Raw genomic sequence first — 15,219 nt, forward strand, 5'->3', positions numbered from 1 at the left:
AACTACGTTGGGCCACCTTCTCCCACAGGGAGAAGGTTAACCGCGATTACTTCACTTCGGCGGCAAGCTTCTCGGCCTTCGCGATCGCTTCTTCGATCGAACCGACCATGTAGAAAGCCGCCTCCGGCAGGTGATCATATTTGCCCTCGATCAGGCCCTTGAAGCCTTTGATCGTATCGGCGAGCGCGACGAGCTTCCCCGGCGAACCGGTGAAGATTTCCGCGACATGGAAGGGCTGCGACAGGAAGCGCTCGATTTTCCGCGCGCGCGCGACCGTAAGCTTATCTTCTTCGGAAAGCTCGTCCATGCCCAAGATCGCGATGATGTCCTGCAAGGACTTATAGCGCTGCAAGGTCTGCTGCACCTGACGCGCGACATTATAATGCTCCTCGCCGAGGATCAGCGGCGACAGCATGCGCGAGGTCGAGTCGAGCGGATCGACCGCCGGATAAATGCCCTTTTCCGCGATCGAGCGCGACAACACAGTCGTCGCGTCCAAGTGGGTGAAGGAGGTGGCCGGCGCCGGATCGGTCAAGTCGTCGGCCGGCACATAGATCGCCTGCACCGAGGTGATCGAACCCTTGGTCGTGGTGGTGATGCGCTCTTGCAGCGCGCCCATGTCGGTTGCGAGCGTCGGCTGATAGCCGACCGCCGAAGGAATACGACCCAAGAGCGCCGACACTTCCGAACCCGCCTGCGTGAAGCGGAAGATGTTGTCGACGAAGAAGAGCACGTCCTGCCCCTTGTCGCGGAAATCCTCGGCGATGGTGAGGCCGGACAGAGCAACCCGGGCGCGGGCGCCGGGCGACTCGTTCATCTGGCCATAGACCAGCGCGCATTTCGAGCCCTTGGCCGAGCCGCCATGTTCATGCGGATCGACGTTCACTTTGGACTCGATCATCTCGTGATAGAGATCGTTGCCTTCGCGCGTGCGCTCGCCGACGCCTGCGAAGACGGAATAGCCGCCGTGCGCCTTGGCGATGTTGTTGATGAGCTCCATGATGAGCACGGTCTTGCCGACGCCGGCGCCGCCGAAGAGACCGACTTTACCGCCCTTGGCGTAAGGCGCCAGAAGATCGACGACCTTGATGCCGGTGACGAGGATCGCGCCCTCTGTCGATTGGTCCGCATAGGCAGGTGCCGGCTGATGGATGGCACGGCGCGCGGTCGTATCGACCGGGCCCAGTTCGTCGACCGGCTCGCCGATGACGTTCAGAATGCGGCCAAGGCATTCCTCGCCGACAGGCACCATGATCGGCGCCCCGGTGTCGATGACTTCCTGGCCGCGCATAAGGCCTTCCGAGACGTCCATGGCAATGCAGCGAACCGAATGTTCGCCGAGATGCTGCGCCACTTCGAGAACCAGGCGATTGCCCGAATTCTTGGTTTCGAGCGCATTCAGGATTTGCGGCAGGTGGCCTTCGAATTTCACGTCGATGACCGGACCGATCACCTGGGTGATGTGGCCTACGGGCTTGTTGGTTGCGGCAGCGGCATCAGCCATGGATTCGGCTCCTCTTACAACTCGGTTAGTGGCCCACCGGAGCCCGCATCCTGAGGAGCTTGCGAAAGCAAGCGTCTCGAAGGACGAAGGCGGCACGCCGCGTCATTCCTGCATCACGATCCCTCGCCCTTCGAGACGCCGCCTTCGGCGGCTGCTCAGGGTGAGGGGACTTTAATTACAGCGCTTCCGCGCCGGAGATGATTTCGATCAGTTCCTTGGTAATCATCGCCTGACGGGAGCGGTTATATTTCAATGTCTGCTTCTTGATCATTTCGCCGGCATTGCGCGTCGCATTGTCCATCGCGGCCATGCGGGCACCTTGCTCAGACGCGGCATTTTCAAGCAAGGCGCGAAACACCTGCACCGAAATATTGCGCGGCAGAAGCGTCGACAGGATCGCTTCTTCGTCGGGCTCATATTCATAGACGGCATGTGGTCCATGCGTGCCCTTGGCCGTCTCGAATTCCGCCGGAATGAGCTGCAACGCCGTCGGGATCTGCAATATCACCGAACGGAAGCGTGAGAAGAACAGCGTGCAGACGTCGAATTCGCCCTCATTGAACATGGCGATAATCTTGCGCCCGATCACGTCCGCGTCGCTAAAGCCGAGATAGCGGACGCCGCGCAAGTCGATCAGGTCGATGATCTGCTTTTCGAATTGACGCTTGAGCTGATCGTGACCCTTCTTACCGACGCACAGGATCTTGACCGTCTTGCCCTGCGCCATCAAAGCGAGAGCTTTGTCGCGCGCAAGCCGCACGATGGAGGAATTGAAGGCGCCGCACAGACCACGTTCGGCCGTGCAGACCACGAGCAATTGAACATTGTCGCGGCCAGTGCCACCGAGCAGCAACGGCTTGCTGCCGCTGAGTCCGGAGGAAAGGCTCGCCAAAACCTTTTCCATGCGCTCCGCATAGGGCCGCGCGGCCTCGGCCGCGAGCTGCGCGCGGCGCAGTTTTGCCGCCGCGACCATTTGCATGGCCTTGGTGATTTTCTGCGTCGCCTTGACGGAGGCGATGCGGTTTCGCAGGTCCTTTAGCGAGGGCATGGCTTATCCAATCGGATCGATCGTCGCTGCGGTTGAATGGCTCATGCAAATGTCTTCAGGTGGGCTTCGACGATCGCTTTCAGCTTCGCAGCCGAATCGTCGGACAGATCCTTGGAGGTCCGGATCGTCTCAAGGAGATCGGCATGCGTGGTGCGCAGCAGGCTCAAGAGCCCATCCTCGAAAGCCCGGATCTTGCCGACCGGCAGCGCATCGAGATAGCCGTTGACGCCGGCATAGATCACGCAAACCTGTTCTTCGATCTTGAGCGGCGCGAATTGCGGCTGTTTCAGAAGCTCGGTCAAACGCGCACCGCGAGCGAGAAGGCGTTGCGTCGTCGCATCGAGGTCGGAACCAAACTGCGCGAAGGCGGCCATTTCGCGATATTGCGCGAGCTCGCCCTTGATCTTGCCGGCGACCTTCTTCATCGACTTCGTCTGCGCCGAGGAACCGACGCGCGACACCGACAGACCGACGTTCACCGCCGGACGGATGCCTTGATAGAAAAGATCGGTCTCGAGGAAGATCTGGCCGTCGGTGATCGAAATCACGTTGGTCGGAATATAGGCCGAAACGTCGTTGGCCTGCGTTTCGATGATCGGCAGAGCGGTCAGCGAACCGGCGCCCTTGGCGTCGGAGAGCTTCGCAGCGCGCTCCAGCAGACGCGAATGCAGATAGAAAACGTCGCCCGGGTAGGCTTCGCGGCCCGGCGGGCGGCGCAACAGAAGCGACATCTGACGATAAGCGACAGCCTGCTTCGAAAGATCGTCATAAATCATCAGGCCGTGCATGGCATTGTCACGGAAATATTCGCCCATGGCGCAGCCGGCGAAGGGCGCCAGGAACTGCATGGGCGCGGGATCCGACGCCGTCGCGGCGACCACGATCGAATATTCCATCGCGCCGTGCTCTTCGAGCGTCTTCACGAATTGCGCAACAGTAGAGCGCTTCTGGCCAATGGCGACATAGATGCAATAGAGCTTGGCGAATTCGTCTGTGCCTTTGTTGATCGCCTTCTGGTTCAAGATGGCGTCGAGCGCAATGGCCGTCTTGCCGGTCTGGCGGTCGCCGATGATCAGCTCGCGCTGGCCGCGACCGATCGGGATCAGAGCATCGATCGATTTGATGCCGGTCGCCATCGGCTCATGCACCGATTTGCGCGGGATGATGCCGGGCGCCTTGACGTCGACGCGGGCACGCTGCGTGGCATTGATCGGGCCTTTGCCGTCGATCGGATTGCCAAGCGCGTCGACGACGCGGCCCAGAAGTTCCTTGCCGACCGGCACGTCGACGATGGAGCCGGTACGCTTGACGGTCTGGCCTTCTTTAATTTCGCGGTCGGTGCCGAAAATAACGATACCGACATTGTCGCTTTCGAGGTTGAGCGCCATGCCGCGCACGCCGCTTTCGAATTCGACCATTTCGCCGGCCTGAACATTGTCGAGACCGTAGACGCGGGCAATGCCGTCGCCGACGGACAAGACCTGCCCTACTTCTGTTACTTGGGCTTCGTTGCCGAAGCTCGCGATCTCGTTTTTGAGAATCGCGGAAATTTCAGCGGCGCGGATATCCATCAGCCGACCTCTTTCATACGTGTGCGGATCGAATTGAGTTTGGTTTTGAGCGAGCCATCGACCATCCGCGAGCCCAGTTTGACGACAATGCCGCCGAGGATCGCAGGATCGACTTTGACTTCGATTTCAACGGTCTTGCCGCCGGAGGCCTGGCCCAAGGCTTCCTTGAGCGCGGCGACATACTCGTCCTTCAAGGGCTCAGCGACCGTCACCTCGGCACGGATCACGCCTTTCTTGGCGTCGGCGAGGATGTTGAAGTCGCGGATCATATCCTGGACGGCGAAGAGCCTGCGCTTTGCGGCGACAAGCTTCAAGAAATTCGCGGCAACCCCTGCGATGCCCGCCTGAAGCGCGATGGCACCCAGCGCCTTGACCTGTTCGTCGGCCGTAAAAGCCGGGCTTTTGATGAAGCGCTGCAGATCTTCGCTGGTATTGACCAGATAGGTGAAATTATGGAGGTCGGCTGCGACTTGATCGGTGAGCGAGGACTCCTGCGCCAGCTCAAAGAGCGCCTGCGCATAACGTCCTGTCATGCCCGAAACGAGTGTTTGTTCTTGTGCCAACGCGTGAACCCCCGACCTTGCGCCTTCACGCCCGGCTCAAAGGATCCAAATTCCTACGGCTTTTGCCGCAAAACCTCGAAGCCCAGGCTGTCGTGAAAACGGGAGAGACGTATCCAAACACATCCTCCCAAAGGCGAGGGTCCCCTAACATATGACATTTTCGTGCGCAACCCTAAGCTCAACCGGCGCGGCAGCATGGCGCGCATTTCGAACGCGGCGCGCGTCGCCTCTTTCATGCAAACCGATTCAATCGTGCCCGAAGCCGCGCCAGCCTCCACGAAAAAGGCATGGGATCGCCTAAAGCCCGTGCAGGAATAAGCCGAACTCAAAGACCGTTGCGCATGACTTCGGCAGCTTCGCATTGGCAGCCTGCAAAATGGCGCCACACGAAACAAATGTCGTGCGATCGACGATCGCGCAAATAAGCTACGTCTCGAGATTGCATTCTGCGCGGGACGCCGGCGGACACATCCTGCCGAATCCAGGCAATCCAGGCGCGCGAAACATCTCAGCCACAGGGACCCAGAAAAACGCGCCAGAAGTGGACTCTTCGACTTAGGCACGTTCCTGGAGCCCGCTTCGCCGTGATACGATTATTGCCTAACCCGGCTAACATGCACCGCACTTGGGTCGGGACCGAAAGCTGCCGGCTATTTAACAGAATAGCGACGTAAAATAGGACGTCTTGCAGCAGTGTCGCATTATGGGTCAGATAAAGCTTGAACATGAGGGTAAAACGGGGACTCGCCGCATTCCCGCCATCAAGCAACGGTTAACCATGAGAGCGATTGCCTCAAATACAACGCTTGTTGTGAAGTTTCGATCAAGGTTGACGGAACCCTCGCTTAACCATCGGTCCCTTAGGACTAGGACACGTCCGCTGTCATGTGTGAAGGAGTAAGGGTATGAGGCTTTCCAGCCAGACAGGTGGCTTCAAGCTTGTCGCCGCATTGGTTATTGCTCTGGCGATGGGCGCTTGCGCCAAGAATGCCGAAGATCCCAATGCCGCCTATGGCGCGGCCTCCCCCGGCAGCCCGCAGGATTTCGCCACCAATGTCGGTGACCGCGTCTTCTTCGAGAGCGATTCCACCGAGCTGAGCTCCACGGCTCAGGCCACGCTCGACAAGCAGGCCCGCTGGCTGACGCAATATGCCCGTTATAGCTTCACGATCGAAGGCCATGCCGACGAACGCGGCACGCGCGAATATAATTTCGCGCTGGGCGCCCGCCGCGCCGAGGCCACCAAGAGCTATCTGATCGCACGCGGCATCCCGGCCTCGCGCATCCGCACGATCAGCTACGGAAAAGAACGCCCGGTCGCGGTCTGCAACGATATTTCCTGCTGGTCGCAAAACCGCCGCGCCGTGACGGTGCTCGGCGGCAACCAATCCTGACACAAGCGGGTAACGTCCCGCTTTCCTCCCAGGCCAGGATAGACCTGGAGCATGTCCCGGAAAGCTATTCGCCTTTTTCCGACATGCTCCCCCTTTGATTTGAGCGCCGCCCCAAAGCGGCGCTCTTTTCGCTAGCGCTCCCTTTGCGCGCCATCTTTATCCAAAAAGTCTGCAACTTTTTGGGATGGCTCTCGGCCTGCGCATCATCTTTATCCAAAAAGTCTGCAACTTTTTGGGATGATGCGCTAACATCCACGCATGAGCGTCACGATCTATCACAATCCGAAATGCGTCACCTCGCGCAAGGCCTTGGGCCTTCTCCGCGATGCCGGGATCGAGCCGAAGATCATCGAATATCTGAAGGACCCGCCGTCCAAGACGAAGCTCACCGAGCTCGCGCGGTTGGCCGGCCTCAAACCCCGCGCGCTGCTGCGCAAAAAGGAAAAGCTCTACAAGGAACTCGGCCTCGATGCGCCGGATGTCACCGATGCGCAAGCAATCGAGGCGATGCTCGCCCATCCGGTTCTGATCGAGCGGCCGATCGTGGAGACCGACGGCAAGGCCGTGCTGGGCCGCCCGCCGGAACGCGTCGAAGACATCCTGCCCGCAGCGAAATCCTCGAAAAGCAGCAAGCAGAAATAACTCCGGCGCCGATTCATTTGAATGGCCGCGCCTTGGCGGGCCCGGTTGCGCCATAAAGCCGTTTAGAATAGCGGTGGCCCGCCGCGGCCTATTCGTCTGGATCGTCCTTTATGCGTTCACTTCAATTTCGACACGACATCAATGCGCTTCGCGCTGTTGCCGTTCTCGCGGTCGTTCTGTTTCACTACAAGGTCGGTATTTTCCGCGGCGGTTTTGTCGGCGTCGATATTTTCTTCGTCATCTCCGGCTATCTGATGACCGCGATCATCACCCGCAGATTGGAGAAAGGCGCCTTCAGCGTCTTCGGCTTCTACGGAGACCGCGCGAGACGCATCGTTCCACCGCTCGTCGGCCTGATTTTGGCTCTGCTGGTTTTCGGTTATTTTTTCATCGACCCCTATAATTACGAAAAGCTCGCGTCTTCGGGGGTCTCGGCGCTTCTCTTCTATTCGAATATCCAGTTCTGGCAAGGCACGGGATATTTCTTGCCCTCGGCCTACACGAAATGGCTTCTGCACACATGGAGCCTTTCCGTCGAATGGCAGTTTTACATCATCTACCCCATCATCATGCTCGCCTTGTATCGCGTCGTGACGGCGCGGCGGTGGATGGTGCTTATGCTGTGGGGTCTCACGCTCGCATCATTCGCGGCCTCGGTCTGCTTTTCGAAAAGCTTCCCGACATCGACATTCTATCTGCTGCCCTTTAGAGGCTGGGAACTGCTGGCCGGCGGCATTGTCGCCTTGCAATTCAACGACGAAGGCACCCGCGACAAGAGGCTGTCCTACGCGCTCTTGGCCGTCGGCCTGGCGATGATCCTTTATGCGATCTTCAGCTTCAACGAGGCCACGCCTTGGCCCTATTACTGGGCCGCGATTCCGGTTCTGGGAACATGCCTCGTCATCGCCGCGCGGCAAACCGAAATAAGGCTCTTCAAGAATCCGGCCTGCAACCTCTTGGGAGAATGGTCCTACTCGATCTATCTCTGGCATTGGCCGATCGCGGTCGCCGCCTATTATTCCGGCTACATCCATACGACGCCGCTCAAGGTCATTTGCGAACTTGTCATACTCGCGGGGCTCATCGGGTTCGGCGGCTATCTCGTGACGATGCTTCAAAATCTTTGGAAAAGCTGGGCAGCAGGTTGGCCCGCCCCGGCACGGGCGCTCACAGCTGTCGGCGTCTTCTTGCTCGCGCTTGGAGCCAATATCACGGTTTCCGCGGATGACGGATTGGTCAACCGGATGGCGGGAGGAAGCCGTTCCATCAATGCCTTTACGCAGGCTACAACCGATTTCGTCTTTCCCGGCAATTGCGATGGGCCGGGTGGTGACGGAACGGTGAGACCGTGCCGCGTCGGTCAAGGCAATGGCGACGGCGGTGTTCTATTCATCGGCGACTCGCAAACCATGCAGATCTACGCGCATTTCACCGCAGCGATGGCGCAGAAATACAAGACCTCCTTCACATTCCTCGCCGCGCATGGATGCGCGCCAGTGCCGGGCATCGGACAAACTTTCGCCAGCGAATTGCCCTGCGGGGACTTCATGACGAAAGCGTTCAACTTCGCCGAGGCCGGCAATTATAGCCGCATCGTGCTGGTCTCGCGCTGGAGCTATATCCAGAACGTTTCAAATCTCGATTCGACTCTCGCTTCTTTAAGCGGCCGCCTGATTGCCTTGACGAAGCGCGGCGTGAAGGTCGTCATCCTTTCGTCGACGCCTGTGCCTGAACTTGACCTGCCTCAAGAGCTTCTGCGCCGGAAGTTTTTCGGGTATTCGACCGGGGATATCGAATATGAAGATCGCGCCACCTTCGAAAAGGAACTCCTCAGAATCAAACCCCGGCTGAAATGGCTGGCTGAGACGACCGGCGCCGACCTCGTCGACCCATTCGACTATCTTTGCGACGAACATCACTGCCCGTTGCTCGATGCAAACCAGGAGTCGCTCTATTCGGACCAATCGCATTACCGGGGCCGATCGGTAAAGGGGCCGCTCTTTAAATTTCTCGACGGTGTCGCAGGCCTGGAAGAGACCGCGCAGCGGCATGCGAGCGAGACACCATAAAGTCATGCCAGAGACCGCAATGAACTTGCCGCAGCAGGCCCCGCGCAATGGCTGAAGTCCGATTTAGATCCGACATCAACGGGCTCCGCGCCCTTGCGGTAACGGCCGTCGTTCTCTTCCATTTGAAGCTGGGCTTCGTTCACGGCGGGTTCGCCGGAGTCGATGTTTTCTTCGTCATCTCCGGCTATTTGATGACTCTCATCATCACCCGCAGAATGGCGAAGGGCAGCTTCAGCCTCATCGGTTTCTACCGCGACCGCGCCAGGCGCATCGTGCCGCCGCTCTACGGGATGATCTTCGGCCTGTTCGTCTTCGGCTATTTTTTCATCGATCTTTACGACTATCAAAAGCTCGGCTCGACAGGCATTTCGGCGCTTTTGTTTTTTTCAAATTTCCGCTTCTGGGAAGCGACCGGCTATTTCGACACGACGAGCGCCACCAAATGGCTTCTGCACACTTGGAGCCTTTCCGTCGAATGGCAATTCTATCTGATCTATCCAATCATACTCATGGCGCTCAATCGCTTCGTGACCGCGCAACGATGGCGCTTGATCATCCTATGGTCGCTTACGATTTTGTCGCTTGCCGCATGCATCGCCTGTTCGACGGCGCACCCGGCATCGACATTTTATCTGTTGCCGTTCCGGGCATGGGAGATGCTGGCCGGCGGCCTCGTCGCCCTGCAATTCGACAAGGCCCCAAACGATAAAAGACTGGGCCTCGTTCTTTTGATCGTGGGGCTCGCCCTCATTGTCATTGCATGTTTGACCCTCGATGCGCATAGGCCGTGGCCCTATTATTGGGCCATCATTCCCGTGACGGGCACCTGCCTCGTCATCGTCGCGCGGCAGACCGAGACGGTCTTATTTGCAAATCCAGTGTCCTCGTTTCTAGGCGCGTGGTCCTATTCGATCTATCTCTGGCATTGGCCTCTCATCGTCGCCTGGCATTACCTCGGCTTCGATGGAACTCCGCTTATCGATTTCGGAGCCCTTCCCGTTTTCAAAATCATTGGCGAGGCTTCAATCGTGGCCGCGCTGATCGGTCTTGGATATTATCTTTGGACACTCTACCCGAAATTATCCGCGAGCCTCCGGCGCAGGCTTGAAACCGGCAGCGCTATCGGCGCATTCGCACTCACTCTTCTGTTCGCCGCCGTCATTACCGTCAGCCATGGTCTTGCCCAACGGCTCCCTGACGGCCTGCACGCGTTCGAAGCCTATAACAAGGCCATATCCGATTGGACTTATCCGGCGCGTTGCGCGGGAGCGGGACCGGACGGGGCGCTAAGACCTTGCCACGCCGGCGCGGACAAACCTGATGTTTTATTCATCGGCGATTCCTTCGCCATGCAATTATACCCGCGCTTCAAGGACGCGGCGGCTCTTCACGACGGCCGGTCATTTACGTTCCTGACGGCCGCCGGCTGTCCCGCGCTCCTCGGCGTCGAGCGCAATGACGGACCCTTCAATTGCGCTCCGTTTGTGGAAAAGGCCTTCGAGCTCGCTGAAAGCGGCGGCTATCGCCGCGTCGTGCTGATATCGAACTGGTCCGAATATTTTTATCCCTTCGACAGCCCCTTTTGCTTCACCGCAGATGGAAGCTGCGTGATGAATTTAACTCCATCCGCGAATTCGGAGCATCTCGCGGCGGCCTTTGCGCGCACGACCAGCCGTCTGGCCGCCTTGAAAAAACGCGGCCTGGATTTGGTCATCATCAGCTCGACGCCTTTCGGCCGTTTCGACGTGCCGATCGAACTCGCAAAGCGGCGGTTTTTCGGGCGCAAAACCGATGATGTGGAATTCGTCGACCGAAGCGCGTTCGAGGTTCGAATCGGGGTGATGAAGAGCCTCTTGAAAACGATGGCCGAGGCGGTGGGGGCGACCTTCGTGGATCCGCTGCCTTATCTCTGCGATGCCCGCCGCTGCGCGACGATCGACGGCGAAGGCGTCTCGCTCTTCGCCGATACGATCCATTACCGATCCGAGGCGGTAAAGAGTTCGCGCTTTGACTTTCTCAACGGGGTCATAGGCCTGACGCAGGCCGCACGCTAGATTCCGCAGTTTGCCGATTTGCATTTCTACCGCGACTCTGGTGCTTTCTGGTAGATTTCGAATCGGCACGAAACATTTATCCCGTTCGGCGCGAAACCGTTTTGAGAGGATGCGCATTGCACCTCGCTGACGAGGGGGATCAGCATGGACATGGAGCTGCCGTCACCCGAGCAGGTCGCGGCGATTTTGCCCAAATGGCGCGCCGAGCACCCACGGCTAGATGCCATGCTCGAGCGCTATGGCGAGCCGGTCAAAGCCCTGCGCCATATGGGGCTTCTACTCTGGCAGCAAGGCGATCTCGGCCCGGCGACGCAAATGCTGGCGGGCGCCGTCAGCCTTTCGCCGGCGGAAGCGCCTTTATGGAGCGGCCTCGGCGGCGTTCTCTTTGCCGCCGGTCACCGGGCGGAGGCAGCGAGCTGCATCAAAAGCGCGCTCAGCCGCGACCCGACACAGGCCACCGATTGGCTGATGCTCGGCACGATCCACAGCACGGAGCCCGACACGAGCGTTGCGGAAGAAGCGTTTCTGAACGCCTTGCAATGCGATCCGAATTCGCCCGACGCGGTGATCAGCCTCGGTTTGCTCTATACACGGACCAAACGCTACGCCGAGGCCGCACGCTGTCTAAAAGATGCGGTCGCGGCCGGCGCCGAAAGTCCAGCCGTTCACACATGTCTGGCGCAGACTTTGTTCAATCTCGGCGATTTTCCGGGCGCGGCACGGTCCTTCGGCGAGGCTGTGCGGCGGCAGCCCGACGATCCGCCACTGCGGCAGAAATTCGGACAGGCACGCTTTCTCGAAACCATACTTGACTGCACCCTTGAAGACGGGCTCGCAGCCTATCAAGAGGCCGCGGGCGGCGCTCCCGAAGACTTCGACAAGCTGACCCGCGACAGCTTTCATATTTTAAGCGGTTACGGCCATCTGGAGGCCGCGATCCGCCTCGGCGAAGCGCTGCAGGCCCGAAAGCCCGGCGATCCCATTCAGGCCTATCTTCTCGCGGCCTTAAAGCAAAAGCCGATGGATCGCGCGCCCGATGAATATGTGACCACCTATTTCGATAAATTCGCGGAGACATTCGATCAGCAGCTCGTCGAGGTGCTCGACTATCATGGGCCCGAAAAGCTTCATGCGCTCGTGGCGTCGCAAGGCAGGCCGCTCGCACGCATGCTCGATCTCGGATGCGGGACCGGCCTCGCAGGGCCGCTGCTGAAGGCACCCGGCCGGGTTTTGACGGGCGTCGATCTCTCGCCGCGCATGCTCGAAAAGGCCGCCGCCCGGCAGGCCTATGACCATCTCATCGCATCCGAGGCCATAGCCTATCTTGCGCAGCAAGAGCATGGATTCGATCTCATCTTCGCGGCCGATTTTCTGGTTTATGTCGGCGATCTTGCGCCTTTGTTGCGTCACGCCGCACGATTGCTGGCGCCGGGCGGCCTGCTTGCGCTTACCATCGAAACCACGACCGACGGGACCTACAGGCTGCTGCCCTCCGGCCGTTTCGCACATCGCCCCGCCTATATCGAGGATCTGGGACGCGGCAGTTTCGGACTGCTGCGCCAGGAACCGACCATGATCCGCCTTGAAGCCAATCGCCCGGTCGATGGTGCGCTGATGCTGTTTGAGCGCGTTTAAAGAACACGCTCGACATCGGTCTTCGCGAAGTCATCGCCCACGAAAAGAAGCGGGCAAGCATATTCCTTGGCCACCGCATATGAGAAACAGTCGCCAAAATTCAGACGTGCTGGATGTATGCCTTTGCCCCATGTCGCGTAGACTTGTGCGACGCGATGGGCTGCTTCTGGGGTGACGGGAACAATAACGAGATTGAGCCTCTCGATCAGGCTTGCCATCTCATCGGCCACGTTTCGGAATCCAGCGACGATAAGCGCTTCGGCAACTGTCGCGGCCGAGACGATCACCTCCGTTTCCGCTTCCAGAGCCTCCGCACAGGCCGAGGAGGCAGCTTCCCTCAAGACGATGGACACAAGCGCCGACGTATCGACCGCGATCATTCGGGCAGGCCGTCCTCGCCATAAAGAAAATCCTGGCTTTGCGCCGCATCTGGCCCCGGCGTCGCCTTTTTCGCGGCGGCGGCTTGAACCTCTGCGATAATCGCTCGGCGCGATGCACGGATCTGCTCGGAATTGACCGGCACGAGCCGCACAGCCGGTTGGCCGTGGCGCGTAAGGACGATCTCATCGCCAGCTTCGGCGCGCCGCACCAATTCGGTCAATTGGCCTTTGGCGTCTGTTACGGAAATACGCATAAATGGAATTTAGACCATTGATTGGTCCATTTCAATTCTCAGGCATAAAAAAGCCCGGCAGCGAGCCGGGCTTTTGATTGATCAGGGCGCTTTCACACCTGCGGCTGCGGCTCCAAGCCGGGCTCGGGACCGGGCCGCGGCCGGCTCGTCCCGGTTGTCGGAACCGGCGAGGTCGGCGCACGTACAGGCGCGGGTTCTTCCGCGACTTCGCGAACCGGTCGGCGGCCTTGCAGAAGTCCGATGATTTCGTCGCCGGACAAGGTCTCATATTCGAGGAGGCCCTTGGCGAGCACTTCGAGATCGGCGCGCTTTTCGGTGATGATGCGCGTCGCCTCGGCGTGACCGGCCTCGACGAGACGGCGCACTTCGGCGTCGATCTTCTGCGAGGTGGCTTCCGAGATATTTTGCTGGCGGCCCATGGAATAGCCGAGGAAAACCTCTTCCTGGTTCTCGCCATACATCACGGTGCCGAGCTCTTCCGAAAAGCCCCAGCGCGTCACCATCGCGCGGGCCAATTTCGTCGCCTGCTCGATGTCGGATTGCGCCCCGGACGTCACCTTCTCCCAGCCGAACACGATCTCTTCCGAGACACGGCCTGCCATCAAGACGGCGAGCCGCGAGGTCATCTGTTCGTAGCTCATCGAAAGCTTGTCGCGTTCGGGGAGCTGCATGACCATGCCCATCGCGCGGCCGCGCGGAATGATCGTCGCCTTATGCACCGGGTCCGTCGCGATCACATTGAGCGCGACGATGGCATGACCGCCTTCGTGATAGGCCGTCAGTTCCTTTTCCTTTTCGGTCATGACGAGTGTGCGCCGTTCGGCGCCCATCATGATCTTGTCCTTGGCGTCTTCGAACTCGACCATGGTCACGATGCGCTTGCCGCGCCGCGCCGCCATCAAGGCCGCTTCATTGACGAGGTTCATCAAGTCGGCGCCCGAGAAGCCCGGCGTGCCGCGCGCAACGGTGCGCAGGTCGACGTCCGGCGCGAGAGGCACCTTGCGGACATGGACCTTCAGGATGCGTTCGCGGCCGACGATATCGGGATTCGGCACAACGATCTGCCGGTCGAAACGGCCGGGACGCAGCAACGCGGGATCGAGCACGTCCGGCCTGTTCGTCGCGGCGATCAGGATGATCCCCTCGTTCGCTTCGAAGCCGTCCATCTCGACGAGCAACTGGTTCAAGGTCTGCTCGCGTTCGTCATTGCCGCCGCCGAGGCCTGCGCCACGATGCCGGCCGACGGCATCGATTTCATCGATGAAGATGATGCACGGCGCATTCTTCTTGGCCTGCTCGAACATGTCGCGCACGCGGCTTGCACCGACGCCGACGAACATTTCGACGAAATCCGAACCCGAAATCGTGAAGAAGGGCACATTGGCTTCGCCAGCGATCGCGCGGGCGAGTAATGTCTTACCCGTACCGGGTGGTCCGACCAGCAGAACGCCGCGCGGTATGCGGCCGCCGAGCCTTTGGAATTTTTGCGGATCGCGCAGAAATTCGACGATCTCCTGCAGATCTTCCTTGGCCTCGTCGACACCCGCGACATCCTCGAATGTCACGCGGCCATGTGCCTCCGTCAAAAGCTTGGCCTTCGATTTGCCGAAGCCCATGGCTTTCCCGCCGGCCCCCTGCATTTGCCGGGACAGGAAGATCCAAACGCCGAGGAAGGCGATCAGCGGAAGGCCGTTGACGAGAAGCGTGACGAGCCAGCTATTGCCGTCGGACGGCGGCTTCGCCGAGATCGCGACGTTTTTCTTGTAGAGGGTCTGCACCAGCGTCGGATCGTTCGGCGCATAAGTGGCAAAGGCGCGATTGTCGGTGTAATGGCCATTGATCTCATTTCCAGAGATCGTGACCTCGCGCACCCTGCCTTGATCAACTTCGTTCAGGAGCTGGCTGAAGGTGATGTCAGTCGAGGCGACGCGCTGGCCAGGATTCTGGAACAGCATCACCAAGGCGACGACCAGCAGAAAAACGATGACCCAGAGGGCGAAATTCCTGAAATTCGGATTCATCTTGATCCCATAACAAGCCGGACCGATCCAAGGATTATCGAGGCTTGATGAAAGAAGCGCTTAAATCCGCGCATTTAATCCAAT

13 protein-coding genes are annotated in these 15,219 nt (G+C 59.4%); 6 read left to right on the forward strand and 7 right to left on the reverse strand.

Annotated elements, in window-relative coordinates; all coding sequences use genetic code 11:
* Nucleotides 1–46: 46 nt before the first annotated feature.
* From atpD to A3OQ_RS0100205, 4 genes are all read right to left on the reverse strand, one after another.
* Nucleotides 47–1,504, reverse strand: a complete 1,458-nt coding sequence (atpD, locus tag A3OQ_RS0100190; protein WP_020173325.1) for a F0F1 ATP synthase subunit beta — start codon at nucleotides 1,502–1,504, stop codon at nucleotides 47–49.
* Between the two features lie 175 nt (nucleotides 1,505–1,679).
* Nucleotides 1,680–2,552: a F0F1 ATP synthase subunit gamma gene (locus A3OQ_RS0100195; protein ID WP_020173326.1), complete on the reverse strand. Its 873-nt coding sequence runs from the start codon at nucleotides 2,550–2,552 to the stop codon at nucleotides 1,680–1,682.
* Between the two features lie 41 nt (nucleotides 2,553–2,593).
* Nucleotides 2,594–4,123: a F0F1 ATP synthase subunit alpha gene (gene atpA, locus A3OQ_RS0100200; RefSeq protein ID WP_020173327.1), complete on the reverse strand. Its 1,530-nt coding sequence runs from the start codon at nucleotides 4,121–4,123 to the stop codon at nucleotides 2,594–2,596.
* Complete coding sequence (locus A3OQ_RS0100205) at nucleotides 4,123–4,686, reverse strand: F0F1 ATP synthase subunit delta (RefSeq protein ID WP_020173328.1); 564 nt, start codon at nucleotides 4,684–4,686, stop codon at nucleotides 4,123–4,125. Before A3OQ_RS0100205 ends, atpA begins: the two co-directional genes overlap by 1 nt.
* Before the next feature lie 162 nt (nucleotides 4,687–4,848).
* Here A3OQ_RS0100205 and A3OQ_RS24585 point away from each other — a divergent pair, with 162 nt between their 5' ends.
* The 6 genes from A3OQ_RS24585 (at nucleotide 4,849) to A3OQ_RS0100240 (ending at nucleotide 12,480) form a co-directional block, all read left to right on the forward strand.
* Nucleotides 4,849–5,004, forward strand: a complete 156-nt coding sequence (locus A3OQ_RS24585) for a hypothetical protein (protein ID WP_161607281.1) — start codon at nucleotides 4,849–4,851, stop codon at nucleotides 5,002–5,004.
* A gap of 587 nt (nucleotides 5,005–5,591) precedes the next feature.
* Nucleotides 5,592–6,080: a peptidoglycan-associated lipoprotein Pal gene (gene pal, locus A3OQ_RS0100215; protein WP_020173330.1), complete on the forward strand. Its 489-nt coding sequence runs from the start codon at nucleotides 5,592–5,594 to the stop codon at nucleotides 6,078–6,080.
* 258 nt (nucleotides 6,081–6,338) lie between these two features.
* Nucleotides 6,339–6,722 carry an arsenate reductase (glutaredoxin) gene (arsC, locus tag A3OQ_RS20935; protein WP_020173332.1) on the forward strand — a complete coding sequence of 128 codons (384 nt, stop codon included), beginning with the start codon at nucleotides 6,339–6,341 and terminating at the stop codon, nucleotides 6,720–6,722.
* A gap of 110 nt (nucleotides 6,723–6,832) precedes the next feature.
* Nucleotides 6,833–8,791: an acyltransferase family protein gene (locus tag A3OQ_RS23290; protein ID WP_020173333.1), complete on the forward strand. Its 1,959-nt coding sequence runs from the start codon at nucleotides 6,833–6,835 to the stop codon at nucleotides 8,789–8,791.
* 47 nt (nucleotides 8,792–8,838) lie between these two features.
* On the forward strand, nucleotides 8,839–10,845 hold the full coding sequence (locus A3OQ_RS20945) for an acyltransferase family protein (protein ID WP_020173334.1): 2,007 nt from the start codon (nucleotides 8,839–8,841) through the stop codon (nucleotides 10,843–10,845).
* A 144-nt stretch (nucleotides 10,846–10,989) separates the two neighbouring features.
* The gene (locus A3OQ_RS0100240) at nucleotides 10,990–12,480 is read left to right on the forward strand and encodes a tetratricopeptide repeat protein (protein WP_020173335.1); all 1,491 of its coding nucleotides are present in this window, start codon (nucleotides 10,990–10,992) and stop codon (nucleotides 12,478–12,480) included.
* Here the strand turns inward: A3OQ_RS0100240 and A3OQ_RS0100245 are convergent.
* The 3 genes from A3OQ_RS0100245 to ftsH form a co-directional block, all read right to left on the reverse strand.
* Nucleotides 12,477–12,860 (reverse strand): type II toxin-antitoxin system VapC family toxin, encoded by a 384-nt coding sequence (locus A3OQ_RS0100245; protein ID WP_020173336.1) that lies wholly within the window; start codon nucleotides 12,858–12,860, stop codon nucleotides 12,477–12,479. The genes A3OQ_RS0100240 and A3OQ_RS0100245 overlap by 4 nt on opposite strands.
* The gene (locus A3OQ_RS0100250; RefSeq protein WP_020173337.1) at nucleotides 12,857–13,114 is read right to left on the reverse strand and encodes a type II toxin-antitoxin system Phd/YefM family antitoxin; all 258 of its coding nucleotides are present in this window, start codon (nucleotides 13,112–13,114) and stop codon (nucleotides 12,857–12,859) included. The genes A3OQ_RS0100245 and A3OQ_RS0100250 overlap by 4 nt, the downstream gene beginning before the upstream one ends.
* A gap of 92 nt (nucleotides 13,115–13,206) precedes the next feature.
* Nucleotides 13,207–15,135, reverse strand: coding sequence for an ATP-dependent zinc metalloprotease FtsH (ftsH, locus tag A3OQ_RS0100255; protein WP_020173338.1), 1,929 nt, complete (start codon nucleotides 15,133–15,135; stop codon nucleotides 13,207–13,209).
* Nucleotides 15,136–15,219: the final 84 nt, after the last annotated feature.

It is taken from the genome of Methyloferula stellata AR4 (assembly GCF_000385335.1).
GTDB lineage: Bacteria > Pseudomonadota > Alphaproteobacteria > Rhizobiales > Beijerinckiaceae > Methyloferula > Methyloferula stellata.